The sequence below is a fragment of the Nonomuraea sp. NPDC049750 genome, assembly GCF_040659625.1.
GTDB lineage: Bacteria > Actinomycetota > Actinomycetes > Streptosporangiales > Streptosporangiaceae > Nonomuraea.
Map to the genome: position 1 here is coordinate 351509 of NZ_JBFANB010000006.1, position 24718 is coordinate 376226.

Sequence of the window (24718 nt, forward strand, 5' to 3'; positions counted from 1 at the left end):
TCGTCAGGCGTCGGGCCGATGATCTAGGGGGATCCGTGACCGAGCCGAGCCTGCTGTGCGTGCACGCGCATCCTGACGACGAGGCGTTGTGGACCGGCGGAACGCTCGCCCGGTTCGCCGACGCGGGCGCCAGGACGGGCGTCGTCACCTGCACGTGGACCGAGGGCACGCGCCGGGTCGCCGAGCTGGCGCGCTCGCTGGAGATCCTCGGCGCGGGCGAGCCGCGCCTGCTCGGGTACGCCGACGGCAACGCCGGGCTGTCGGCGCCGGGCGCCGCCCGCTTCGTCGACGCCCCGCTGGACGAGGCGGTCGGGCGGCTGGTCGGGCACATCCGAGACTTCCGGCCCGATGTGGTGATCACCTATGACGGATACGGCGGTTACGGCCATCCGGATCATGTCCACACGCACCGGGTGACCCTGGCGGCCGTCGAAGCCGCCGGGTACGACCAGCTCTATCCCGCCGCCGGCCCGCCGTGGCGGCCGGGTGCGCTCTATCTGGTGACCCTGCCCCGGTCGATCGTACGGTCCGCCTGGCAGGACCTCTTCGGAGCCGCGCCCGGCGGCGACCAGACGCTCCCCGGCATACCCGACGACGAGGTCACCGCCACCGTGGACGTCCAGCCGTGGGTGGAGCGCAAGTGGGCGGCGGTGCGGGCGCACGAGTCGGAGATCGAGCGCGGCGCCTCGATGGGGCTGCTGACCGCACTGCCCGAGGCGACACGCGACCGGCTGCTCGCCACCGAGTGGTACACCGGCGGCGACCCGAAGCTGAGCCTGCTGGTCTGACGTCCGTGCGGCGGGGGCCTGACGCCGCCCGGGATGCCCGAGGTCAGCCTGCTGGTCTGACGGGCGCGCGGCGGATCAGACCCCGTCCGACCTCAGCTCGCTGGTCTGACGCCCGCCCGGCGGATCAGACCCCGCCCGGGGTCAGCCTGCCGGTCTGACGCCCGCCCGGTCGATGGCCGCCTCGATCCCGTCGAGGACCACGGCGAGTCCGGCGGCGAAGGCCGGTCGTGCCTTGTCTTCCAGGTATGTCGTGGCCTGCCCGGACTGCGGGGTTTCACGGGACGGCGGGGGAGGCGGGTCGTCGGTCTCGATCCAGGAGACCATCGGGAATCGTTCGGCGAAACCGGGGGCGACCTCTTCGAGCAGGGCCGATCGGGCGTACCACCACTCCTCGTCGGACACCCCGGTCGCCGCCGGCGCCTGCCGTGACTCCGCGACCGTCCTGGCCGCGCCCCGGACGAAGTCGGTCAGCAGCGAGACGACGCCCCGGAGCGGTCCGGCGCGCAGCCCGGTGGCGCGCAGGACGCCCACCATCGTCTCCATCATCACGAACTCGTTGGGCCCCAGCACCGGCCGCGCCTGCGACACCTGCAGCACCCACGGATGGCGTACGTAGAACGCCCGGACGTCCTCGGCCCAAGACGTCACGGCCGCCCGCCAGCCCGGTTCGAGGTCGTAGCCGGTGGGCAGTTCGGCCAGGGCGCGGTCGTGCATCAGGTCGATCAGCTCGCTCTTGCTGGGCACGTAAGTGTAGAGGGCCATCGCCGTACGGCCGAGGCGTTCGCCCACCGCGCGCATGGACAGGGCCGCCATGCCCTGCTCGTCGGCGACCGCGATCGCGGCGTCCACGATCATGTCCACGCTCAGCCCCGGCTTGGGGCCGGGACCGGTGCGCGGTCCTGGTCCCGTCGCCCGCCACAGCAGGGCCATCGAGCGGCGCGCGTCTCCCTGGCCGGCGAAGACCACCACCTGACAACCCCCTGCGGACGCGATAATCCCTAACGCCATAATCTCCTTACGCCATAAGGATATCAGTGGTGATCACCGAAGCGCGGGACGGTGCCCGATGGCCGCCGGGGCAGGCTGATCAGGCGCAGGCCGGCCGACACCATGGTCCAGCCGAGCGCCGTCCCGCCGGCCGCCCACCTGGGCGGGAGCTCGCGCCGGCAGTCTCGGAGCAGGCGCCACCTGGTGGCCTCGGCTCGCAACTCGGCGGCTCTGTGGCGTTCGGTGTAGAGGTGCATGTCGGCGTGCATGTGCCGACCTCCTGGAAGTCTCGGGGGCCATGACGCTCAGGCCCGGAACGGGAATCCGAAGAACTGCAGGGCGACGTGCTCGCGCCCCTCGGTGTCGCCCGCCGCCTCGGCGGCTTTGCCGCGCGCCCACCACTTCTCGACGACCGCGTCCATCTCCTGGCCGAGCAGTCGCAACTCCTCGGCGGTGAGCGAGGTCAGGTATTCGCTGGCGAACGCGGCGCCGCGCCACTCGGCGGGCCAGGCGGGCTGCTCATCGAGGTAGCGCTGGTACATCTCGCCCTGGATCCGGGAGGCCACACGGGACAGGGCGGTGCGCGCGGCGACGATCTCCGGGCCCTCCTCCGGGGACGGGGCCCTGGCGCTGACGTGGTGCGAGGCGACCTGCCACCAGCGCTCCCTACCGTCGCCGGTCTGTGGCGCGGCCTCCTCGATGAGGCCGTGCGCGGCGAGTTTGCGCAGGTGGTAGCTGACCAGGGAGACGGCCTCGTCGACCTGGTCGGCCAACTGGGAGGCGGTCGCCGTGTCCGCCACGATCAGCGCCCGGTAGAGCTTCAACCGCAGTGGGTGCGTGAACGCCTTGAGCTCGTCGAGATCGCTGAGGCGGCGGGTCTCATGCGTGGCCATGGCTCCACCATAGAAGCAAAAGAAAAATTGCGCAAATAAAATTGTGCATATCCAAGCCATCGCCCAGAGGGCCGTCGGCGGTTCGGGGGCCCACCGCACCGTGATTGGTTCGGGGGCCGACCATCGCGGGCCGAATAGGATCGAGCGCATGAACGGCGCGCCTGAAGAGCAGGCATCTGACCAGTCACGGGACGCGATCGACGTGATTCTGGAGCAGTGGCGCCGTGAGCGGCCCGACCTGGATCTGTCGGCCATGGCGGTGTTCGGCCGGATCGCGATGGTGGCGCGGGTCGCGGAGGCGGCGGTCGAGCAGGTGTTCGCGCGTCACGGGCTGCGCCAAGGGGAGTTCGACGTGCTGTCCGCACTGCGCAGGGGCGGGCCCCCGTACACCCTGATCCCGTCGGAGCTGTCGGCGACGCTGATGATGTCGCGGGCCGGCATGACCAACCGCCTCGACCGGCTGGAGGCGGCGGGAATGGTCGAGCGGAGTCTCGACCCGGCCGACCGGCGCAGCTTCCGCATCGCGCTCACCGAGGAGGGGCGGCGGGTCAGGGAGGAGTCCGCCGCCGCCCTGGCACCGCCGGAGCCGGATCCCTCGCCCGCCGTGGACGACACGCTCACACTCCTGCTGCTCTGCTGTCATCCCGCGCTCACCACGGTCTCCCAGGTGGCGCTGACACTGCGCGCCGTCGGCGGGCTGAGCACCGCCGAGATCGCCCGCGCGCTGCTGGTGCCCGAACCGACCGTGGCGCAGCGCATCAGCCGCGCCAAGCAGCGCATCAAGAGCGGCGGCGCCGAGTTCACGCTGCCCCCGGAGGCCGAGCAGGCCGAGCGGCTGGCCGCGGTGCTGCACGTGCTGTACCTGATCTTCAACGAGGGCTACACCGCCAGCTCCGGCGGTACGTTGCACCGCGTGGAGCTGTCCAGCGAGGCCATCCGCCTGACCCGGCAGCTCCACGACCGCCTGCCCGGCGACGGCGAGGTGGCCGCGCTCCTCGCCCTGATGCTGCTCACCGACGCCCGCCGTCCGGCCCGCACCCGGCCCGACGGCGGGCTGGTGCCGCTGGCCGAGCCGGACCGCGACAAATGGGACGCCGAGGCCATCGCCGAAGGCGTCCAGCTGATCACCGAGACGCTGGCCGCCGCGCCGCTCGGCCCCTACCAGGTGCAGGCGGCCATCGCGGCCGTGCACGACGAGGCGCCGCGGGCCGAGGACACCGACTGGCGGCAGATCCTCGCCCTGTACGACCTGCTCGACGGCATCGCGCCGGGGCCCATGGTCACGCTCAACCGGATCGTCGCCGTCGCCATGGTCCATGGGCCGCAGGCTGGGCTGGACGGGCTGGCGAAGGCGGAGACCGATCCGGCGCTCGCCGGGCACCACCGGGTGCTGGCCGTACGCGCGCATCTGCTGGACCTCGCGGGCGACCGGGAGGCGGCGCGCACCCAGTACGAGCTGGCCGCCCGCCGCACCCTCAGCCTCCCCGAGCAGCGCTACCTGGAGTCGCGCGCCGCCCAGCTCTGACCGACCTCGCCTCAGCCGTCGAGGTGGCGCAGGATGGCCAGCACCCGTCTGCTGTAGGCGGGGGTCACCGGCAGGTCGAGCTTGTCGAAGATGGCGTTGACGTGCTTCTCCACTGTGCTCAGGGAGACGTGCAGGTTCGTGGCGATCGCGGCGTTGGTGAAGCCCTCGGCGAGTTGCCGCAGCACCTGCGACTCGCGTTCGCTGAGCGTACGCAGCGGGTCCACGCGGGTGGTGCGGGCGAGGAGCTGCCTGACCACTTCGGGGTCGATGACGGTGCCGCCCGCGCGGATCCGCTCCAGGGAGCCCAGGAAGTCCGCCACCTCCGACACCCGGTCCTTCAGCAGGTAGCCCATGCCCTCGGTGGCCTCGGAGAGCAGTTTGGCCGCGTACGTCTTCTCCACGTACTGCGACAGGACCAGCACACCCACCGAAGGCCAGCGCGCGCGGATCTCCAGCGCCGCGCGCAGGCCCTCGTCGGAGTGGGTGGGCGGCATCCGCACGTCCACCACCGCGACCTCCGGCCGGTGCTCGGCCACCGCCTCGATCAGGGACTCCGCGTCGCCGATCGCGGCCACGACCTCGTGCCCGGCCTCCTCCAGCAGCCTGATCAGGCCCTCACGCAGCAGTACGGCGTCGTCGGCGAGGATCAGCCGCACGATGCTCCCTTCGGGAGGGTCGCGCAGACCCTGGTGCCGCCGCCGGGCGGACTGTCGACCTCGAACCGGCCGTCGAGCGCCATCACCCGCCTGGCCAGCCCCGACAGCCCGCCGCCCGCCGGGTCGGCGCCGCCCCGGCCGTCGTCGGAGATCACCACGCGTACCGCCCGCTCGTCCTCGCTCAGCACGACCAGGATGTCCCGCGCTCGCGCGTGCTTGACCGCGTTGGTGATCGCCTCCCTGGCCACGAAGTACAGGGCGGTCTCCACCTCCGAAACGGGCCGCCCGGCCAGGCCGTAGTCGACGGTCACCGGCACGCACGAACGTTCGGCGACACCCGCCAGCGCCGTGCGCAGGCCCAGCTCGTCGAGCGCGGTCGGGTAGATCCGCCACGCCACGCTGCGCAGCTCGTCGAGCAGTTGCCGGGACTCGGCGTACGCCTGGTCCACCAGCTCGGCCGCCCCGGCGGGGCTGTGCCGGGCCCGCCCGAGCAGCATGGCCAGCGCCACGCCGCGCTGCTGCACGCCGTCGTGCAGGTCCCGCTCGATCCGGCGCCGCTCGTCGTCGACCACCCGTACGATGCCGGACCGGCTGACGGTCAGCTCGGCGATGCGCCGCCGCATCAGCTCCTGCGGCCCGGGACCGAGGAAGCGTACGGCCAGCCGCCGCTCGGTCGCCACCAGCAGGCGGCACCAGAACGCGCCCAGGGCCAGCATCAGCACCCCGCAGGCCAGGCCGACCGCCCAGCTGTGCATCGACAGCTTGATGCCCGGCAGGTCCAGCGCCACCGGCGCGTAGTCGCCGGAGAACAGCACCCACATGCTGCCACCCAGGAACAGCAGGGCCAGGAACAGCAGCGCCAGAGCGAGATAGCCCCCGAACACGCCGACCAGGGCACGCAGCGCGAGATAGCCGTGACCGGACGCGGCCCCGTCGGTCTCCTGCCCGAACCAGGCGGCCAGCCGGGCCCGTTCGAGCGCCACCATTCCCGGGGCCCACCTGCTCCGGTACGGCCAGGCGAAGGTCCACAGGGCGAGGGCGGCGGCTCCGGTGACCAGCCCGGCCAGCACTCCGGTGAGCTGCCTGAAAACAATGCCTGCCACGGTCGCGCATTCTAGGCGCTGTACCGCTCGCCCGTGGGGGCGCCGGTCGTGTGCAGACTTGTCTGTGGAGCGCCGCTCACGTGTCGACTTGTCTGTGGAGCGCCGCTCACGTGTCGACTTGTCCGTGAGGTGCGGGTCATGTGTCGACGGGCAGGCGGCGGGCGGCCACGCCCGCCCAGCCGAGGCCCAGCGCGGTGATCAGGAGCACTCCCGCGGTCCCCGCGCCCGCCGCCACCAGCCCGGCCGCGCCCGGGATGAGGATCTGCCCGGTACGGTTGCCCGCGAGCCGGAGCGACATCGCCCGCCCCCGCAGACCGGGGGGCGTGGACTCGGCGAGCCACGACATGGTCATCGGCTGTCCCACCCCGAGCCCGAACCCCAGGACGAGCAGCACGCAGACCAGCAGCCACAGCGGCATCGGCAGCGGCGTGAGGGCCATGGCCAGGGCCGCCGCGACGGTGCCGGCGACCAGGAGGCGCCGTCTGCCGAAGGCGTGCGAGAGGCGGCCGAGGAAGAAGCGCGACCCCATGGAGGCCACGCCGCGGATCGCCAGCAGGACGCCCACCACGCCTGAGGCGAGCCCTTGCTCGGTGCCCAGCGCCGGCAGGTAGACGAGCGTGATGTCGACCGCGGCCAGCACCACGCAGCTGGTCACGAGCGCGTGCGCGAGACCCGGCAGCCGCAGTAGCGAGCGCACCCCCGTGGCTTGGCCGCCGGCCCGCGCGGTGGCCCGCGGACTGCCGGTCAGGAGCGCCGACAGCACGACGAGCGCGGCGGCGAGCCCGCAGGTCCACAGGTAGATCCGGCCGGTGTCCGGGATGGCGTGGGCGCCGCCGAACGCGATGATCAGGATCGGGCCCACAGCCTGCCCGAGCGAGGCGGCGAAGGTGTAGTGCCCGAAGGCGGTGTCGTGACGCCCGCGCTCGGTCACGTTGGCCACCAGCGCCTGCTGGGCGATGACACAGCCGAGATGCCCCGTGCCGAGCAGGACGCCGCCGGCGATCAGCCCGGGGATCGTGTGGCCGAAGGCGAGGAAGGCGGCGCAGGCGGTCGTGAGCAGGATCGCGCCCGCCACGGCCATGCGCCGCTCGCCGTACCGGTCGGCCGCCTGACCGGCGGGGATGGCCAGGAGGAGCGGCGCGACGGCGAAGCTGGCGCCCAGCACGCCCAGCCACGCCGCGGAGACGTGCAGCTCGATCGCCCCGTACGACATGGTCGGCCGCAGCACGAACGTCACCACCTGCGTTCCCACGGAGTGGGCCAGCAGCAGGGCCATCTGATGACGCCGATGCCAGGTGATCACGCACTCCAGCCGGTCGCGCGCCTTCTCCACGGCCACCTGTACGTCACGGCCTCAACCTATCGCAACAACCCCAGAAGGCGGGAAAGGGCGAAATATCGGCTAAAACGCCATCGGTGGGAACAGGCCTCCCGGTGGCCCTACCTATCGGAGACCGCCGGCCGGGCCGTGGTCCACCGCTACGTCAAGGGGCGGTTCATGAGGGAGGTCAGCTGGTGAATGTCGTGGCGGGCCCGCAGGGCCGCGATCGCCTCCTGATCGGGTGGCTGGGTGGCGGCTATCAGATCGGCGAGTTCACGGAGGTAGTGCTCGTGGCCGGACGGGGAGACGAGGAAGAGCATTCGCGCAGGCTTGGGGCCGGGGTTGAAGAAGGCGTGCGGGCAGCCGGCGGGTACGAACATGACGCTCCCAGGACCGCCTCTGAACACCGGCGTGCCGGTGTCCGACTCCCATGTCCGCCAGTCGCCGTCGGCCTTCTCGCGTGGATGGAAGGCGAGCAGGTCGAGCTCCCCGTCGAGGATGTAGAAGACCTCCTCGGCCTCACGATGCAGATGCGCCCCGACGTCGAATCCCGGTGCGACGTCCGCCTCGAACATGGACCAGCTGGCCGACCGCTCCGCACCCAACTTGACCGTCATGCCGGCGGTCTGGATCCGGCGTCCGGCGCCGGGCCCGAGCAGCAGTCCATCGGTCAGGTCCGGGTCGTTCATGGCTTCCACTCGGTTGCCTCCAGCCAGTTCTCCAGCGTCATCAGGCCCGGGTGGGCGGCCCGCAGCGCTGGGAAGTCGGGTTCGTCGTCGTCGCGGTCGCCGAGCCAGGCGAACATCCTGGCCACCTGCTCGTCGAAGGCCCGCACCTGCTCGATGGGCACCTGATGGAAGCGGCTGGGCAGGCCGCCGGCCCGGCCGAAGGCCTCGGCGATCGCCTGAGCGGACAGGCAGTCCCCGGCGATCTCGAGTTTCCGGTCGATGAACTCGTCGGGCTGGTCGAACGCGATCGCGGCGAAAGCCCCGATGTCCTGCGTCGCGATCAGCCGTACCCGCGTCTCCGGTCGTACGGCGAGGTTGACCGCCAGCTCGTCGCCGTCCACGACCGGGCGGGTGAGGGAGGTGAAGTTCTCCATGAACATGACAGGCCGCAGCACGGTGGCCGGTAGCCCGAGCGAGTCGACGCGTTCCTCGATGCGGGCCTTGCTGTCGTAGTAAGGGATGCCGCTCACCAGGCCGGCGCCGCTGATCGAGCTGTAGACGAGATGCCCGACGCCGGACTTCTTGGCGATCTCCGCCACCGCCTTGCCGCGCCGTTCCTCGGCGATCACTCCTTCAGGGGTCACCTTGGGCCCGGTGAGCATGGTCAGCACCAGGAAGACGCCGTACGCGCTGTCCATCGCCGCCCGAAGCGACGCCGCGTCGTCCAGGTCGCCGGTGACGAGGGTGGCTCCCGCCGCCTGCAGCGTTTCAGCGCCCGGCGAGCCGGGATTCCGTACCAGGGCGCGCACCTCCCAGCCACGATCGAGCAGCTGGCGCGCGGCCGCGCCGCCCTGCTGGCCGGTGGCCCCGATCACCAGCACCGGTCCCTTCTGCTGTGCCATATGCCCTCCTTCGCCCGACGGTGACAATGATCAGGCTAACGACGAAGAGGCGGCCGATCCTGGTACAGATACTGCTAACCTGCCGGTCGGTTCACCGTCCACGGGAGCTGTGTGGAAAGCGGCCACGACAACGGACAGGCGGCGCGGCGCGCCGAGCTGGGTGCCTTTCTGCGCGCCAGGCGAGCCCGGCTGCGGCCGGGAGACGTGGGGCTGCCGGAAGACGGCATACCGGGGCGACGCCGGACCGCCGGCCTCAGGCGCGAAGAGGTCGCCGAGCTGTCCGGCGTCGGTGTCACCTGGTACACCTGGCTGGAGCAGGGCCGGAACATCTCCACGTCGGCTCAGGTGATCGACGCGCTGGCCCGCGCGCTCCTGCTCGGCCCGGACCACCACCGGCACCTTCGGTACCTCGCCGGTCTCGCCGCCCCGGACCGGGAAACCCCCTCCGATGACGTACGTCCGCGACTGCGACGCTTTGTCGACGCCGTGGCTCCGAACATTGCCTCCATTTATGACGGCCATTTCGACTACCTGGCGTGGAACCGGGCGTACGCGCTAGTTCGCCATGATCCAGACAGGTTTCCCGCCGATCGGCGAAACCTGGTGTGGATGATGTTCACCGACGAGGAGAACCGGGCCCGCATGACCCGATGGGAGCCGGCGGCGCGGGCCGTCCTCAGCCAATTCCGGGCCATGGTGGGGCAGCGTCCGGACGACCCACGGTTGGCCGACATCGTGGCCGGGTTGACCGCGGCGAGTTCGGAGTTCCGGGAATGGTGGAACGAATACCCGATCCGCTCCTTCAGACCCGCGACGATCGAACTCGATCACCCCGAGGCCGGGCGGATCGAACTGGAGATGTTCCAGGTCCGCTTGGTCGAGCGCCCCGACCTGGTGATGGTCGTACAGGTGCCCGCGAATCACGCGGCGCTCCAGCGGATCACCTCCATGCTCGAAGCCCCATGATCTCCGTGACGGGTGGCGAGGATCGGGATCAGCCCTTGTAGTTGAAGATCTGGCGAAGCGTGTGTTGCACGGTGACGAGGTCCTTCTGATCTTCCATGACCTGGTCGATCGACTTGTACGCTTCCGGATGCTCGTCCACCAGCGCCCCGGCGCGGTCGGCGTTCCAGACGCGGCTGCCCATCGCCTCGGCGAGCGAGGCGGCGGTGAGCTTCTTACGCGCCTCGGTGCGGGACATGCGCCGTCCCGCACCATGGGAGCAGGAGTTGTAGGAAGCGGCGCTGCCCAGGCCGGTCACGATGTAGGAGCGGGTACCCATGGAGCCGGGGATGATTCCCTCGTCCCCGCTGGCCGCCTTGATCGCACCCTTCCGGGTGATCCACATGTCGCGGCCGTGGTGGCGTTCCATCTGGGTGAAGTTGTGATGGGCGTTGATCGTGCGCAGCGCGGCACCGTGGCCGACGACCTGGAACAGGGAGGCGACCAGCACTTCGGCCATGCGGGCGCGTGAGGCCATGGCGTAGCGCTGGGCCCACAGCATGTCCTCGATGTAGGCGGTGAACTGCGGTGTGCCCTGCACGAGGTAGGCCAGATCCGGGTCGGCCAGCTCGATGAACCACTGCTTCATCAGCTTCTTCGCCTGCGTGATGTGCATGGTGGCGAGCTGGTTGCCGATGCCGCGCGAGCCGGAGTGCAGCACCGTCCACACATGGTCGCGCTCGTCCAGGCAGACCTCGACGAAGTGGTTGCCGGAGCCGAGCGTCCCGAACTGCGCGATGACCGTGTGCTCCTGCTTGCCCGTCAGTGAGGTGCCGGGCGTGCCGATCGCGTTGAGTGAGGCATCGGTGGACGGGTCGTCATGGCCCTGACCGACGCCGGCCGGGATGCGCTGCTCGATGAGCGGCATGAGCGCGGCCAGGGTGTCGGGCAGATCCGCGGCGGTCAGGTCGGTCTCGGTGGCGACCATGCCGCAGCCGATGTCCACGCCCACGGCCGAGGGGATGATGGCGCCCTGGGTCGGGATGACGGAGCCGACGGTGGCGCCCATCCCGACGTGGGCGTCCGGCATCAGCGCGACGTGGCTGGGGACGAAGGGCAGGCGGGCGGCGCGGGCGGCTTGTTCGATGGCGTCCGGCTCGATGTCGCTCGCCCAAGAGATGAGTCCGGGTGCTACCCGCTGCGGCATGAGGGGCTGCCTTTCTGGTTGATGATCTCGTAGCAGCGTATTCGACGAGAGTGCGGTGATCGCTACTGGTTTGTTGGGCGGCGAGCGACCCGGAGAGGACGGAGCTCCGCCAACCGCGCTCGGGGCGGTCGGCTGTGGCACCTTGGGCGGTGGTGGGCGAAGGTTCCCGCCATCGGAGGAGTGATCACTATGCGGCATCTCGGCATCCTCGCCCACAGCACCGAAGGGGCGGCCCTGTGCTTCCTGACCTACTGCCAGGAGGGGTTCCGCCGGGTGGGCCGGCATGAGCACCCCGACGTGACCCTCGATTACATCGCCTTCGGCTACAGCATGCCCGCGTGGGACGCGGGCGACTACGACTCGATCAGGGACACGCTGGCCGTCAGCGTGGGGCGGCTGGCTCGGGCCGGGGCCGACTTCTTCGCCTGCCCGGACAACACCGCCCACCTGGCGCTCGAACGGCCCGGCGCCGATCTCGCCCTGCCCGGCCTGCACATCGCCGAGGTGGTCGCCGACCAGGCCGTTCGCGACGGGCGGACGAAGGTCGGCGTCCTGGGTACGGCGTACACAATGGACAGCCGGCTCTATCCGGAGGCGCTCGCCGCGCGTGGGATCGCGGCGGAGGTGCCGGATCCGGACGACCGGCGGATCATCAACGAGATCATCTTCGCCGAGCTCGTGAGCGGGGTGTTCACCGAGGAGTCGCGGCGGGAGTACGTCCGTGTCATCTCGCGGCTCGCGGAGCGGGGGTGTGACGCCGTCGCGCTCGTCTGCACCGAGATCCCGCTCCTGGTGACACCCGAGGCGTCGCCGCTGCCCACGCTCGACTCCACCCGCCTCATGGCCGTCGCCGCGTACGAGGTCGCGGCCGGTCACCGGCCGCTGCCCACCTGGCGTGGCGGAGGCTTGGCCGCTGCCCGGAGCTGACCGGTCACGGCCACTTTGTCTGGGGGTTCCATTGGACGATCTTCTTGAGCTGGGCGGTGGGGGGCAGTCCTATGGCGCCGGTCAGGTCGGCGTTGTCGAAATCGGCGCCCGTCAAAGTGGCGTCCGTCAGATTGGCGCCCCTCAGGTCCGCGGTGAGAAAGACGGTGTCGGTCAGGTTGGCCCTCTCCAGGGATGCCTTGGTCAGGTCGGCGAGGTTGAAGTTGGCGCGGGAGAGGTTGGAGTTCGTCAGCCAGGCGGCGGACAGGTCGGCGAAGGGCATATCACTGTCGGACAGATCTGCTCGGAACAGCGCGGCTCCGGCGAGGAACACGCCGTACATCTTGGCTCGCCGCAGGTAGGCGTCGCTCAGGTCGGCGTCGCCGAGCCGGGCGTGTGACAGGTCGATCCAGTACTGCTTCGGGTTGGCCGGACGGACCCGGCCCAGCACCGTGAGCATGGCCCGAACATCTCTGGCCTGCCCGTAGTTCTTCTTGGTCGACGTGCGGCCGTTTCCCACAACATAGCTCGCGAGAACGTCGACGGTCGTCTGCCGGTAGTCGGGGACATCCCTGCCGATGTTCTCGAGAGCGTAGGCGGCGCCGATCCGCACCTCCATGCTCGCGCTGCCGAGTTGTTCGACGGCCTTGGTGAATCGGTCGGTGACCTGGCCCTTCTGCGCGACTTCGAGGCCCTTCCTGGCGATCAGCAACTCCTCACGGGAGGCCTCGACCGATTTCGCGGTCTGCGCCAGACCCTGCGCCGTCAGCAGCAGTCCGCCCAGCACGGCGATGGTCGCCGGGATCTGCAGCAGGGTGGTGACGAACTGGCGCCGGCTGTCTTGGGCCGCGCGGTGCAGCGCAGCGCGTTCTACGGGTTGGAGGGTGGCGAATTCCGCCCGCGATAATGGAGCGGTCGCCCGTTCTTCGGGACGCCAACGGAACCACGTCATGAGCGGATCGTGCGCTCAGGTCCGCCCGTTGGCGAGAGTAGGCCCCTACTCAAGTTGAGCGGTGACGAGGCTCGCGGGCGAATGTTGTGGCATCCCTCCATGCGTATCCCGGGACGTTGTGGTGTGAGATCGGATCCGCACCTACGAGAAGTTCCACGCGACTACGAGAAGTTCCACGCGACTGCGAGAAGTCGCGGCTGCGAGAAGTTCCGCGCACCTATGAGAAGTGGAGGCGGCGACATGCCGAGGCTCACCGGGGGAAAGGGTTTCCCCACCGGCGACATCGCCCGGATCAGCGTCTTCGCGGCGCTGATCGCCGCGCTTGGCCTGCCGGGCACCCTGAACCTGTTCGGCAACGCGGTCCCGATCACGCTGCAGACGTTCGGCGTCATGCTGGCGGGCACGATCCTGGGCTCGTGGCGGGCCGCCCTGGCCGTCGCCGTACTGCTCGTGCTGGTGGCCGTGGGCCTGCCGTTGCTGGCCGGCGGGCGTGGCGGGCTCGGCGTGTTCGCGGGGCCGTCGGCCGGTTACCTGATCGGCTGGCTGCCCGGCGCGGCCGTGACCGGCTGGATCGTCGAACGCGGCGGCCATCGGCCGGGCATCGTCCGGCTGGTGGTGGCCTGTGTGGTCGGCGGCATCGGGGTGATCTACCTGATCGGTCTGCCCGTGCAGGCGGCTGTCACCGGCGTCCCGCTGGGCCGGACGGCGCTGCTCAGCGCCACGTTGTTCCTGCCCGGCGACCTGATCAAGGCGGTGCTGGCGGCGATTGTGACGAAAGGTACTCAACGGGCATACCCTGACGCGGTCCCGGCCGTGCATCGCGAACGGCTCCGCGCCAGCAAGGAGGGCTGAACCGGTCATGCCGGTCGCCGCACAGGTATTGCGCCACGCATCCGCCCACCCGCACCGCCTCGCGGTGTGCGGCCCGGCGGGCGAACTGAGCTACGCCGAGCTCGCCCGGCGCATCCGTGACACCGCGGCGCACCTGACCGCGTCGGGCGGAACCGCGTCGGGCCTGGCCGGGCTGGGGCTGGCTCACGGGGCGCTGGTCGCGATCAGCCTGGCCGACCCGGTGGACCAGCTCATCGCCGCACTGGCGACGGACCTGGCGGGGGGTACGCCGCTCTTGTGCGACCCCACTTGGGACGAACGCGTACGGGCCGCGATCCCCGCGGACCGCCACCTCGACAGCCTCCCGCCCGCTGGGGCGAACGACGTTCTGTCACCCGCCGAGGCAGGCAGATGGCCATCCGCCGAGGCGGGCAGGCGCTCATCCGCTGAGGCGGGCACGCTGGTTCCGCACGCGGCGCGCACGCGGCCATCTGCTGAGGCGGGTGCGGGGCCATCCGTTGAGACGGGCACGCTGGTTCCTCACGCGGCGGCTTGGCCGCAGCCGGAGGACGGCGATCGGGCCTGGGCGTGTTTCAGCTCCGGGAGCACCGGCCGTCCTCGGGCCGTGGTCCGTACGCGCGCGTCCTGGACCGCGTCGTTCCCGTGGGTGAGCGAGCTGGCCGGGATCGGGCCCGGCGACGTCGTCCTGGTGCCCGGACCCTTGGGCTCGTCCCTGTACGGCTTCGCGGCCGTGCACGCGCTGGCCGTCGGCGCCACGGCTCTGGTGCCGGGCCGCTGGTCGCCCGGGTCCCTGGGCGAGCAGCTCGGCCGGGCGACCGTGGCCCACCTGGTGCCGCATTGCCTGCCGGCCGTACTGGACGCGCTGGAAGAGGGTGCCCCGCTGCGGACCGTCGTGATCGGTGGGGCGGCGCTGCCGGTCGGGCTGCGGGAGCGGGCGGCGGACGCCGGCGTGCGGGTGGTGTCCTACTACGGCGCGACCGAGCTGTCCTTCGTGGCCGCCGACGCCGACGGCGCGGGGCTGCGCCCTTTTCCGGGCGTCGAACTCCAGGTCAGGACCCTGCCTGGCCAGACGCTCGGCGAGGTGTGGGCGCGGTCGCCCTGGCTGGCCGAAGGCTATCTGGCGGGCGCGGCGGGCCCGCTGCGGGTGGACGGCGACGGGTGGATGAGCGTCGGCGACGTGGCGGAGCCGTACCTGCCGGGTGAGGTCCTGCGGCTGCGCGGCCGGGGCGACGGCGCGATCCAGACCGGCGGCGCCACGGTCGTGCCGGAGGACGTCGAAGAGGTGCTCAGGAGCGTGCGGGGGGTGGGCGACGTCGTGGTGGTCGGCTCGCCACACCCGGACCTGGGCGCGGTGGTCACGGCGATCGTCGAGGTGGGCGCCGGGACCCCGCCCTCGCGGGCCTCGCTCGAGGCCGTGGCCCGTGGCGGCCTGGCCGCGGCGCAACGGCCCCGCCGCTGGTACGCGGTGGACAGCCTGCCCCGCACCTCGGCGGGCAAGCCGGCCCGCGGCCTCCTGTCCGCCCGCTTGGCCGGCGGCGACCCTGACCTGTGGCGGCTCACCTGATGCGATCGGACATCGCGCCGGTCATCGTGGCCGCGCGCCGTACGGCGATCGGGACCGCCGGGCACGCCTTCAAGGAGGTGACCGCCGACATGCTGGCCTCGCCCGTCATCGAGGCGCTGGCCGGTGACATCGCCGGCCTCGGCGTGCCGATCGAGGACGTGGTGCTCGGCAACTGCATGGGTCCGGGCGGGAACCTGGCCCGCGTGTCAGCGCTGGGCGCGGGGCTGGGCGAGGCCGTTCCTGGTGCCACGGTGGATCGGCAGTGCGGCAGCGGGCTGGCCGCGATCCTGATGGCGGGTCAGGCCGTGGCCAGCGAGGAGATGGAGCTGGTCCTCGCCGGTGGGGTCGAGAGCGCATCCACCGCCCCGCTGCGGGCGCACCGGGGGAGCCCCGCCGTGCCGTACGAGCGGGCGCCCTTCACCCCGGCCGGCCACCCGGACCCGGACATGGGCGCCGCGGCCGAGGCGCTGGCCGCGGCGCGCGGCGTGGATCGGGCCCGCCAGGACGACTACGCGCGCGCGAGCAACGCCAAGGCGGTGGCCGCACGGGAGGCGGGACGGTTCGCGGCGGAGATCGTCGAGGTCAAGGGGCGGACGGAGGATCAGCGGCCCCGGGTGTTGCGGCCGGAGTCGATGTCGCGGTTGCCCGCGGCGTTCGTCCCCGGAGGGACGGTGACGGCCGGGAACTCCTCGCCGGTCAGCGACGGGGCGGCGGTGGCCGCCCTCACCACGGAACGCCTGCGCGCCAGGGCCGGGCTGCCGGGGCTCCGGCTGCGGGGCGGGGCCGTCGTCGGCTGTGATCCCGCCCTGCCCGGCTGGGGCCCGGTGCCCGCCGTACGACGGCTGCTCGGCCGTACCGGAGTGAGCATGGAACAGATCGCGGCGGTGGAGATCGTGGAGGCGTTCGCGGCCCAGACGCTGGCCGTCACCGACGCGCTCGGGCTCGACCCGCTCGGCGCCGACCGGGACCGGGTCTGCGCCGACGGCGGCGCGCTGGCGCTCGGCCATCCGTGGGGGGCCACCGGAGCCGTCGTCGTCACCCGGCTGTTCACACGGCTCGTACGGTCGGGCGCGCCGCCGGGGACGCTGGGGCTGGCGACGGCGGCGGTCGGGGGCGGTCTCGGCGTCGCCGCCCTGTTCGAGGTGGTGTGAGCCCAATGAGCGAGCGGGTCAAGTGCGTGCGTGGTGTGAGCCGATGAGCAAGCCGGTTGAAGGTGAGATGCGTAGGTGGTGCGGGTGATCGAGCTGGACGACGTGCGGGTCCGGCTCGGGCAGCGTGAGGTGCTGTGCGGCGTCACGGCCCGCCTGCCCGAGCGGCGGATCGGCGTGATCGGGGCCAACGGGTCGGGCAAGAGCACGCTGGCCCGGCTGCTGAACGGCCTGGTCCTGCCGACTTCCGGCACCGTCACCGTCCTCGGCGAGGACACCCGCCGCCACGCGGCCAGGATCAGGCGGCGCGTCGGGTTCCTGTTCACCGACCCGGACGCGCAGATCGTGATGCCGACCGTGGCCGAGGACGTCGCGTTCTCCCTGCGCCGGCACAAGCTGCCGCGCGAGGAGGTCCAGCGCCGGGTCATGGACGTGCTGGACAGGTACGGCCTGGCGGGCCACGCCGACCACCCCGCCCACCAGCTGTCCGGCGGCCAGAAACAGCTGCTCGCCCTCTGCTCGGTCCTGGTGCTCGAACCCGAGATCCTCGTCATGGACGAACCCACGACCCTGCTGGACCTGCGCCACTCCCGGCTGGTCGCCGACGTGCTGCGCGAACTGCCGCAGCAGGTGGTCGTGATCAGCCACGACCTGGCGCTGCTGGCGGACTTCGACCGCCTGCTGGTGATGGACGAGGGACGGATCGTAGCCGACGCCGCGCCGCCGGCGGCCATCGATCACTACCGGAAGCTCATGTCGTGAACGGTCTCACCGGCGCCTACGTCCCAGGCGGCTCGCCGCTGCACCGCCTGCCCGCGGGAGCCAAGCTCGCGGGCCTGGCGGCCTGCTGCACGGTGCTCGTCCTGCTGCGCGCGCCGGTGTCGATGGCGGTCGCCGCGCTGGTGGTGGGGGTGCTGTTCGCCGTCTCGGGGGTGGGCGCGGCGGCGGCCTGGGCGCAGGTGCGGCCGGTCCGCTGGTTCGCGGTGGCGCTGTTCGCCGTGCAGGCGGTGTTCGCGGACCTGCCGTCGGCGATCACCTCGGTGTCCCGGGTCGTCCTGGCCGTCGCCCTGGCCGGGCTGGTCACCCTGACGACGCGGACGGAGGCCATGATGGCGTTCCTGGAACGCTGCCTGTCGCCGGCGCGCTGGGTGGGGCTGGATCCGTTCCGGCTGTCGTTGCTGCTGTCCCTCACGATCCGCAGCGTGCCCGTCATGGCCGACCTGGCGACCCGCGTACGGGAGGCGCAGCGCGCCAGGGGAGTGCAGTGGAGCGTGCGGGCCTTCGCCGTGCCGCTGGTGGTGAGCGCGCTGCGGCACGCGGACGCGCTGGGCGAGGCCCTCAGCGCCCGCGGCCTGGACGACTGATGGGGCTCACACGGGCCCGCAGGTCCATAGGTGAGAAGATCAGCAACAAGCTGTTCTTGGCGAAGGCCGAACGATTGGAAGCGAAAATCCCCCGGCTGGCCAGTGAACGTGAAAGCCACTCAGCGTGAACGGCCCAGCGCGTATATGGCAGAACGTTCTGACTATGTCACCAGGGGGTCGTTATAGTATCGCTTCCCCATCGGTTAAGATCTGACGTATCGATGACCTCTCCGCGATAGTCAACCCACGCAAGGATCAGAAGGCTGAGCCAGTGCGAGGTCAGCAGCCATGCCTCTCTCAGAAGTCCCGCTTGAGCATACAAGGCGTGTGGGTCTTTGGGATGTGTTAGAGCATGGCGAAGTTCTGTCACCGCTTTTGCGGAATCCATATTTGTAGTGGCAGCATATGCCTTCAGCGTTGGTAGGTGGGCTGGGGGTGTCGTAGGAATCTGGAAATCTGTCAGCATCCTTCGAATTCGCCATTCAGCGCCCTTGCTATCGATCTTCTGTGGATTCTTTCCCTGCTCATGTACTAGCCTGATCCAGGCTAGGTGCTCTATTGCTGCGAAGGCTAGCAGGAGCCGTTGCTCCAATAGAGCAGAACCATTCGCTCCAAGGTGGGCCTGAATGAGAAACGCCAGAGTAGGGCGACGGGCGGCATTAAGGAAGGCTTTGATGAGAGGGGCGGCCATGAGTTCGATCGACTGTCCTCTATGTCCACTCCACAGCTCTTGATGTCCATGGGTGAGCTGATCCACTTTAGGGGTAGCCCATTCTTGCCATGCTCTTTCTCCGTTTGCTCGGATGCCTTCGAATTGGGGAGCGGTAAAGCGTCCGGCGAGGAATGAAAGCGCGAGATGTATTGCTTCCATCGCCGCTTCAGCATCGACCGCCATGAACTGCGCCCCGTCGACCTTAGATATGCGTAGAGCGTGTGTGCGGGAATATCCTCCATTGTCACGAATGCGCCTGAGGGTGGAGCCTGCTCCTGGATGGGCATCGAGAATGATTTCCCAGCCCTCAACGACCCATCTGTTCCGGCCGAGCCAATCCCACTCAACGCCCTCTATTGCCCCTTTGAGGGGAGATCCATTGGCCTCGATGAAGTTTACGAGGGATCCCGAAACCAATTTAACGGGAGCGGCTGCGTCTCCGGTTAGGGTTCTTTCCGCAAGCCATGCCGTCGCCTTGTCCCAAGATGACTTGCGATGATAAGCTTCGACCAAGTTATTCGGTCCAGCTAGGTTGTCAAGATGGACATGAAATGGCTTATGCTTGTTTAGGTGTAGCCAATTAACTGGAGTGTCTACGGTCGATGACAGAAGGAGGCGGACTTCATGGCGAGGTAGCCATTGTAGATCAACGGTTACTTCGCAGGGAACATCCATTTCTATAATGCGCCCTCTCCCTTGGTAGAGGATTGTTTCGGCCGTCTCCCAATCGGGTTCTAGTAGGCTTGGGAGTGGCTCCATTGTATCCATGCTGCAAGTATCGCCAATATGCGAATAGGCTGCTACGTGGGATGACGAGTAGTGATGCAATCGAGACGATCGCGTTTTGAGGGCTACCCTATATGCATCCTCGCCTATGGGCATATAACGAAGGCGCGAGGCGGGACTTCCCGTGTAAGACCGACATGCAAGTAGCGCAGGACCTGCGTGGCCTGAGCGCTTCTGGCGCCATCAGAGCATCAGAAGAACCGCCAGGGCCCCGGCAAAGTGGCACCGATGGCCGTGATGTCCAGTTCAGGCGCATGAGGGCGGTGCAGCCGGGGCGAAGCGGCGGGGCGGGCGATCAGCTAAACGAACAGGCACGACCTTCGAGATCATGAGGTTCTCGACGCCAAATGATCAGAGAAGACCGTGCCTGCCCCCATATCATTGCCGATCACCCCTGCCCTGGACCACTTGACGACCGTGACCTGCGGCTCGGCGCCTGTAGCCGCCCCCGAGTACGCCAGCCTGCTCGATCATCTGCGGCAGGTTCCCGATCCGCGGCGGCGACGCGGCGTCCGCCACGCGCTGGCCTCGCTCCTGACGATCACGGCAGCTGCCGTACTGGCCGGGGCGCGGTCCTTCACCGCTGTCGCCGAATGGATCGCCGATGCCCCTGTCCAGGTCCAGGCCGCATTGGAAGTCCGGCACGACCCCATCGCCGGCGTTGCCCAACCGCCGCACGAGGCGACGCTTCGCCGCGTGCTGGCACGTGTCGACGCCGACGCCCTGGACGCCGTCTTCACCGCCTGGCTGGCCGCACGCAGTCGTGCCCACCTCAAAGCAAATCCCAAACCCCAGATGAGCGACCCCGACGCCGGGCGGTCGCGGTGGATGGCAAAGCGCTGCGCGGCGCCCGCCTGGACGAGCACCGGACAGTGCACCTGCTGTCGGCGTTCGACCACGCCTCCGGTCTGGTCCTGGCACAGACCGACGTGGACGGCAAAACGAACGAGATCACCCGCTTCCAGCCTCTGCTGGCAGACCTTGACCTGGACGGATACGTTCTCCCAACTCAAGCGGCTGTTATGGAAACAGGTCCCCGTCGCCGACCGCCAACGCGACCGCGGGCACGGCCGCGAGGAGCGCCGCACGCTGAAGGTGCTCACCGTCAAAGCCGGGCTGCTCTTCCCGCACGCGCTCCAGGCCATGCAGATCAAACGCCAGGTCAGGGACCTGAAGAAGGGCAAATGGCGGACCGTGACCCTCTACGCCGTCACCAGCCTCCCACCAGGACGCATCACCCACGCCCAGCTCGCCGCCCTGATCCGCGGACACTGGAGCATCGAAAACCGGCTCCACCACGTCCGCGACGTCACCTACCGCGAAGACGTCTCCAAAGTCCGCACCGGCACCGCACCCCGGATCATGGCCAGCCTCCGCAACCTGGCCATCGGCCTGGCCCGCCTGATCGGCTGGACCAACATCGCCGCCGCCACCGACCACTACCGCAGCCACCCCGCCGACGGCCTCCAGCTACTCGGTCTTACAACATGAGAACGTTTCGACCCTGGGCTGAAAGCGATCGGTGAGCGATCTGTAAGCGCCGTTTCCTACGGTTGCGGCATTCCCAACTTCGAGGAGAGTCGATGCGAGTATCCAAGCTGGCCGCCGGTGCGCTGATGGCCGCCGCGCTCGTCACCCCCGCCCTGGCGGCCACCCCCGCCCTGGCGGCCACCGCAGCGCAGGCGGCGCCGCCGCCGACCACGACGGACTGGACCCAGGAGGGGCCGTTCTCCACGTTCGACGCCTGCGATCACCGCAGGCGCTTCTGGGACCAGCTCGACGGGCGTTCGCACTACTGCCAATGGGCCGACGGCACCCACGAGAACCGCGGCTGGTGGATCCGCACCCGTGGCTGAGCCGCGCTAGCGCCGCCGCAGCAGGTACGTGTCCATGGTCCAGCCCTTGCGCGCGCGGGCCCGCGCACGCACCTGTTCGAGGTGGCCGGCCACCTCGGACAGCGGGCCGGCGATCAGGATCTCGTCGGGCGTGCCGGGGTAGGCACCCAGTCAGGGGCGAAGCGTTCTCGGCTGGTAGGACCTACGCGGGCTCGACGAGGCCGGGTGGTTGAGGGCACCCCCGGGGTGTGAATGACAAACGCGGCCCCTGATGATCGTTGGTTGTCTACGCCAGTCGATCAAGAACAGGGGCCGCGTTCGCGTGCCATCATCCCCGATCGACGTGCTCGCCCGCCACCTGGAGCACGTCTCCCTCACCGACCCACTGACCGACCTGCTCGATCTGCCGGCCCTGGCCGAAGTGCTGGACACGGTGCCCGACCCGCGCAGCCGCCGGGGACGCCGCTACCGGCTCGGCCCGCTGCTAGCGTTATCCCTGCTCGCCGTGCTCGGCGGCGCAACTTCCCTGGCGAAGATCACCCGGGTCATCGCCGGATACGACCCACACCTTCGCGCCCGCGCCGGGCTGCCTGGCACGGCCAAGCTGGCCGCCAGCACCCTGGGGCGGCTGCCGTCCCGGCTGGACGGCGACGCCTTCGACACTGCCACCTGCGGCTACCTGGCCTCACTCGCCGCCTGCGGCCCACCCTCGGACCGAACCCCGCTCATCGGCCTGGCCGTGGACGGCAAGACCCTGCGCGGCAGCCGCACCCCCGACACCACGGTGCACCTGCTGGCCGCCACCCGCCACGACACTCAGACCGTCGTAGCTCAGCGGCAGGTCGAAGCCCACAGCAACGAGATCCCCGCGTTCACACCCCTGCTGTCCGGACTCGACCTCACCCACACGGTGATCACCGCCGACGCCCTGCACACCCAGCACGAACACGCCCGCCACATCATCGCCGCCGGCGGCCACCACCTGTTCATCGTCAAGGGCAACCAGCCCACCTTGCACCGCCGACTCAAGGCCCTGCCCTGGCGCGAAGCGATCCTCAACGACCGCACCGACGAGACCGGACACGGCCGCCGCGAGATCCGCCGCATGAAGATCTGCACCGTCCGCCCCGGGCTGCCCTTCCCCCACGCCGCCCAGGCGATCCAGGTCAAACGCCGCCGCACCGACCACCGCACCGGCAAGACCACCATCGTCACGATCTACGCCGTCACCAGCCTCCCACCAGGACGCATCACCCACGCCCAGCTCGCCGCCCTGATCCGCGGACACTGGAGCATCGAAAACCGGCTCCACCACGTCCGCGACGTCACCTACGGCGAACACCACTCCCAAGCCCGCACCGGCAACGCACCCCGCAACATGGCCGCCCTGCGCAACCTCGCCATCGGCGCGCTACGCCTGACCGGCGCGACCAACCTCGCCCAAGCCATCCGGCACCTCTCCCGCGACGCCACCCGCCCCCTGACCATCCTCGGACTCACATGATCAACTAACTTTGCCGGGGCCCTGGAAGAACCGCGAAGCGGTGAGGGCTGGCGGCACCACAGCCGCGAGTCGCTACACCCCCGCGAGGACGTAGAGCAGAGCGTTCATGCTGGTGCCGCTGATGATGTCGCGCTTGTCGATCAGGCGGCGGATGTCCGTCAGGGGGACCCATTCGATGCGCTCCGCCTCCCATCCTTCGGTGGGCGGCCCGATGTGCTGGGCGCTGTCGGCGCGGAAGATGTGGTGCTCGGAGTCGGAGATGCCGTTGGTCGGCTGGGTGTAGAGCAGTGGCGACAAGGGGCCAGGTCGCCAGCCGGTCTCTTCTTCGACCTCGCGGGCGGCGGCGGCGATCGGTTCCTCGCCCTCCTCGATCTTGCCGATCGGGATCTCCCAACCCCAGGTGTCGGTGATGAAGCGGTGCCGCCAGATGAGCAACACACGGTTCTGCTCGTCAGTGACGACTGCACCGGCTCCGGGCGCGGTGCGGATGAGCCGATGATCAAGATGCCGTCCGTCTGGCAGTTCCACATCGGCCACGCGGACGTCGAGCCAGCGGTCAGTGTAGAGCGGTTCTTCCGAGTGGACCTGCCAGCGCATGCGACTGCTCCCCTGCGTGGACGCCTGGACCGGCACCACGCTACAAGGGGATGCCAGCCTGCTGCCTCGCGCGGGCGACAAACACCTTGACCGGTTGCGTGTCGTAGGCACTCAGGGCCGTCGTCACCGATTCGATGCGCTCGGCAAGGCGCTCGGACTCCATGCCCTCGGTACAGTCGAGCATGCTTTCCGTGGTGGAGGCGGCTTGTTCCAGTTCTCCGCGTTCGGCCAGGATCAAGGCGAGAGTCGCCTGCCGGTGAGCCTGCCCCCGTAGATGGCAGGTGCTGGCCGAACGCAGAGCCTCCTCTGCGTACTCTTGGGCAGGTGTCAGGTCGCCGAGACGGCGCAGGGCCTCGGCGTGCTGGCACTCAAGCAGACCTGGTTGTACATAGCCGGTCTCCGGAGGCTCCTCTCCTTGCCGGATCTGCCCTGCCGTGGCCTCCGACAGGCGCATGTGCGCGTGGCAGCTCGCCCGGTCGCCGACACGTGCGTACGCCTTCGCTTGGAGAATGTGCAGGTCCGTCGCGAGGGCGGGACTCAGGTGACCCCGCGCTGCGCGCAGAGCTGTCTCGCAATACTGGATGACGCGCCGGTACTTCGCCTGGGCCATCGCCTGGTTCGCCAGCAACGCGATCACGTAGCCGCCGAAGGCCAGGTTGCTCGACGCTTTGGCCATCCTGAGCGCGTGGAACAGGTAGCGCTGCGACAGCGCCTGCCTGTCGGAGTCGTACGCACATATGCCCGCGAGCGCGATCAGCCCACCAGCCGCCCGGAACAGTCGCCTGCCGATCTCGTCGTCATGGCTACCTCTGAGCAACGGCGTCACGCCGGTGTTGAGGAAGGCCACGAGGCGCGGCCGTACCGGGATGCCGCCTACCCTGCGGTACATCTGCTCATAGCGGCCACGCGCGTCCTTGAGCACCTGGACGTCGTCCATCGACACTGGGCGCGGACCTCGCTGCGAGACGTCGATCTCGTACGGCGGGTTCTCCCACTCGAAGACCGGTGCGATGGCGGCCGAGCCCTCGATCAACGATGCGCCCACCGGAAAGACCTTGTTCCCCAGGTCTCCTCGCCACAGGGCGACGGCCTGGTCAACAACCTTGGGCAACTCCATCTCACAGGCGTCACCCGCCGTTCTCGCCATCCCGATATCTGACAGTGCGAGGACCCGCCCGACCTTGGGCCCGATGATCTCGCAGATGATCTCCGGAACGTCACCCCTTGAGATGGCGTGATCTCTGACCCATCGCGCTACGGCCGTGTGGTCGTAGCGCGTGGGGCGACGGGCGGTCGCGGTGGCCTTGTTGATTCGTGCGGCCATTCCCGCGTGCGAGATGCCCGCCTCCGCAAGCAAGGCATCCAGCAGGATGTTCGGCTCACTCACTTCAGCCCCTCCGTCGAGCGACGCCATATCCGGAGTGTAAGCAGAAAGTTACAGAACGAACAGGCAGGTTGACAGGCGAGCGCATCACAGCTTTATCGCAT

General features: G+C 69.8%; 25 protein-coding genes. 12 read left to right on the forward strand and 13 right to left on the reverse strand.

The window, feature by feature from the left end:
- Positions 1 to 35: 35 nt before the first annotated feature.
- Positions 36 to 788, forward strand: a complete 753-nt coding sequence (locus AB0J16_RS19690) for a PIG-L family deacetylase (RefSeq protein WP_358541079.1) — start codon at positions 36 to 38, stop codon at positions 786 to 788.
- 141 nt (positions 789 to 929) lie between these two features.
- On the opposite strand, the gene AB0J16_RS19695 is transcribed toward AB0J16_RS19690, so the two are convergent.
- The 3 genes from AB0J16_RS19695 to AB0J16_RS19705 all read right to left on the reverse strand — a co-directional run bounded on the left by AB0J16_RS19695 (position 930) and on the right by AB0J16_RS19705 (position 2668).
- A complete protein-coding gene (locus AB0J16_RS19695) occupies positions 930 to 1757 on the reverse strand; it encodes a TetR/AcrR family transcriptional regulator (protein ID WP_358541082.1) in 828 nt (275 codons plus the stop codon).
- A 62-nt stretch (positions 1758 to 1819) separates the two neighbouring features.
- Entirely contained in the window at positions 1820 to 2044 is a 225-nt protein-coding gene (locus AB0J16_RS19700; protein ID WP_358541086.1) for a hypothetical protein, read from the reverse strand.
- A 36-nt stretch (positions 2045 to 2080) separates the two neighbouring features.
- Positions 2081 to 2668 (reverse strand): helix-turn-helix domain-containing protein, encoded by a 588-nt coding sequence (locus AB0J16_RS19705; protein WP_358541089.1) that lies wholly within the window; start codon positions 2666 to 2668, stop codon positions 2081 to 2083.
- Between the two features lie 148 nt (positions 2669 to 2816).
- On the opposite strand from AB0J16_RS19705, the gene AB0J16_RS19710 reads away from it, so the two are divergent.
- On the forward strand, positions 2817 to 4193 hold the full coding sequence (locus tag AB0J16_RS19710) for a DUF6596 domain-containing protein (protein WP_358541092.1): 1377 nt from the start codon (positions 2817 to 2819) through the stop codon (positions 4191 to 4193).
- A gap of 11 nt (positions 4194 to 4204) precedes the next feature.
- On the opposite strand, the gene AB0J16_RS19715 is transcribed toward AB0J16_RS19710, so the two are convergent.
- From AB0J16_RS19715 to AB0J16_RS19735, 5 genes are all read right to left on the reverse strand, one after another.
- A complete protein-coding gene (locus AB0J16_RS19715; RefSeq protein WP_358541094.1) occupies positions 4205 to 4849 on the reverse strand; it encodes a response regulator transcription factor in 645 nt (214 codons plus the stop codon).
- Positions 4840 to 5952, reverse strand: a complete 1113-nt coding sequence (locus AB0J16_RS19720) for a sensor histidine kinase (RefSeq protein WP_358541097.1) — start codon at positions 5950 to 5952, stop codon at positions 4840 to 4842. Before AB0J16_RS19720 ends, AB0J16_RS19715 begins: the two co-directional genes overlap by 10 nt.
- Before the next feature lie 136 nt (positions 5953 to 6088).
- Positions 6089 to 7285 (reverse strand): MFS transporter, encoded by a 1197-nt coding sequence (locus tag AB0J16_RS19725; protein WP_358541099.1) that lies wholly within the window; start codon positions 7283 to 7285, stop codon positions 6089 to 6091.
- Between the two features lie 146 nt (positions 7286 to 7431).
- On the reverse strand, positions 7432 to 7962 hold the full coding sequence (locus tag AB0J16_RS19730) for a cupin domain-containing protein (protein WP_358541102.1): 531 nt from the start codon (positions 7960 to 7962) through the stop codon (positions 7432 to 7434).
- A complete protein-coding gene (locus AB0J16_RS19735) occupies positions 7959 to 8843 on the reverse strand; it encodes an NmrA/HSCARG family protein (protein WP_358541105.1) in 885 nt (294 codons plus the stop codon). Before AB0J16_RS19735 ends, AB0J16_RS19730 begins: the two co-directional genes overlap by 4 nt.
- 111 nt (positions 8844 to 8954) lie before the next feature.
- Here AB0J16_RS19735 and AB0J16_RS19740 point away from each other — a divergent pair, with 111 nt between their 5' ends.
- A complete protein-coding gene (locus AB0J16_RS19740; protein ID WP_358541107.1) occupies positions 8955 to 9809 on the forward strand; it encodes a helix-turn-helix transcriptional regulator in 855 nt (284 codons plus the stop codon).
- Positions 9810 to 9837: 28 nt separating this feature from the next.
- Here the strand turns inward: AB0J16_RS19740 and AB0J16_RS19745 are convergent, their stop codons facing one another.
- Positions 9838 to 10992 (reverse strand): RtcB family protein, encoded by a 1155-nt coding sequence (locus AB0J16_RS19745; protein WP_358442849.1) that lies wholly within the window; start codon positions 10990 to 10992, stop codon positions 9838 to 9840.
- A gap of 189 nt (positions 10993 to 11181) precedes the next feature.
- On the opposite strand from AB0J16_RS19745, the gene AB0J16_RS19750 reads away from it, so the two are divergent.
- Positions 11182 to 11919, forward strand: coding sequence for an amino acid racemase (locus AB0J16_RS19750; protein WP_358541109.1), 738 nt, complete (start codon positions 11182 to 11184; stop codon positions 11917 to 11919).
- Positions 11920 to 11923: 4 nt separating this feature from the next.
- Here AB0J16_RS19750 and AB0J16_RS19755 read toward each other — a convergent pair whose 3' ends face one another.
- Positions 11924 to 12868, reverse strand: coding sequence for a pentapeptide repeat-containing protein (locus tag AB0J16_RS19755; protein WP_358541112.1), 945 nt, complete (start codon positions 12866 to 12868; stop codon positions 11924 to 11926).
- A 240-nt stretch (positions 12869 to 13108) separates the two neighbouring features.
- Between AB0J16_RS19755 and AB0J16_RS19760 the strand changes: the two genes are divergently transcribed.
- The 5 genes from AB0J16_RS19760 to AB0J16_RS19780 all read left to right on the forward strand — a co-directional run bounded on the left by AB0J16_RS19760 (position 13109) and on the right by AB0J16_RS19780 (position 17796).
- On the forward strand, positions 13109 to 13720 hold the full coding sequence (locus AB0J16_RS19760; protein WP_358541115.1) for a biotin transporter BioY: 612 nt from the start codon (positions 13109 to 13111) through the stop codon (positions 13718 to 13720).
- 7 nt (positions 13721 to 13727) lie between these two features.
- The gene (locus AB0J16_RS19765) at positions 13728 to 15284 is read left to right on the forward strand and encodes a class I adenylate-forming enzyme family protein (protein ID WP_358541118.1); all 1557 of its coding nucleotides are present in this window, start codon (positions 13728 to 13730) and stop codon (positions 15282 to 15284) included.
- The gene (locus tag AB0J16_RS19770) at positions 15284 to 16435 is read left to right on the forward strand and encodes a thiolase family protein (protein WP_358541120.1); all 1152 of its coding nucleotides are present in this window, start codon (positions 15284 to 15286) and stop codon (positions 16433 to 16435) included. Before AB0J16_RS19765 ends, AB0J16_RS19770 begins: the two co-directional genes overlap by 1 nt.
- 84 nt (positions 16436 to 16519) lie before the next feature.
- Positions 16520 to 17194 (forward strand): ABC transporter ATP-binding protein, encoded by a 675-nt coding sequence (locus tag AB0J16_RS19775; RefSeq protein ID WP_358541123.1) that lies wholly within the window; start codon positions 16520 to 16522, stop codon positions 17192 to 17194.
- The gene (locus AB0J16_RS19780; protein WP_358541126.1) at positions 17191 to 17796 is read left to right on the forward strand and encodes an energy-coupling factor transporter transmembrane protein EcfT; all 606 of its coding nucleotides are present in this window, start codon (positions 17191 to 17193) and stop codon (positions 17794 to 17796) included. The genes AB0J16_RS19775 and AB0J16_RS19780 overlap by 4 nt, the downstream gene beginning before the upstream one ends.
- Before the next feature lie 166 nt (positions 17797 to 17962).
- On the opposite strand, the gene AB0J16_RS19785 is transcribed toward AB0J16_RS19780, so the two are convergent.
- The gene (locus AB0J16_RS19785; RefSeq protein ID WP_358541128.1) at positions 17963 to 19276 is read right to left on the reverse strand and encodes a hypothetical protein; all 1314 of its coding nucleotides are present in this window, start codon (positions 19274 to 19276) and stop codon (positions 17963 to 17965) included.
- A 435-nt stretch (positions 19277 to 19711) separates the two neighbouring features.
- Between AB0J16_RS19785 and AB0J16_RS19790 the strand changes: the two genes are divergently transcribed.
- From AB0J16_RS19790 to AB0J16_RS19800, 3 genes are all read left to right on the forward strand, one after another.
- A complete protein-coding gene (locus tag AB0J16_RS19790; RefSeq protein WP_358541422.1) occupies positions 19712 to 20785 on the forward strand; it encodes an ISAs1 family transposase in 1074 nt (357 codons plus the stop codon).
- A gap of 92 nt (positions 20786 to 20877) precedes the next feature.
- Complete coding sequence (locus tag AB0J16_RS19795; RefSeq protein WP_358443838.1) at positions 20878 to 21150, forward strand: hypothetical protein; 273 nt, start codon at positions 20878 to 20880, stop codon at positions 21148 to 21150.
- 301 nt (positions 21151 to 21451) lie between these two features.
- Positions 21452 to 22633 (forward strand): ISAs1 family transposase, encoded by a 1182-nt coding sequence (locus AB0J16_RS19800; protein ID WP_358541130.1) that lies wholly within the window; start codon positions 21452 to 21454, stop codon positions 22631 to 22633.
- A gap of 72 nt (positions 22634 to 22705) precedes the next feature.
- Here AB0J16_RS19800 and AB0J16_RS19805 read toward each other — a convergent pair whose 3' ends face one another.
- On the reverse strand, positions 22706 to 23230 hold the full coding sequence (locus AB0J16_RS19805) for an NUDIX domain-containing protein (RefSeq protein ID WP_358541132.1): 525 nt from the start codon (positions 23228 to 23230) through the stop codon (positions 22706 to 22708).
- Positions 23231 to 23270: 40 nt separating this feature from the next.
- Positions 23271 to 24644, reverse strand: a complete 1374-nt coding sequence (locus AB0J16_RS19810; protein ID WP_358541135.1) for a transcriptional regulator — start codon at positions 24642 to 24644, stop codon at positions 23271 to 23273.
- Positions 24645 to 24718 lie beyond the last annotated feature (74 nt).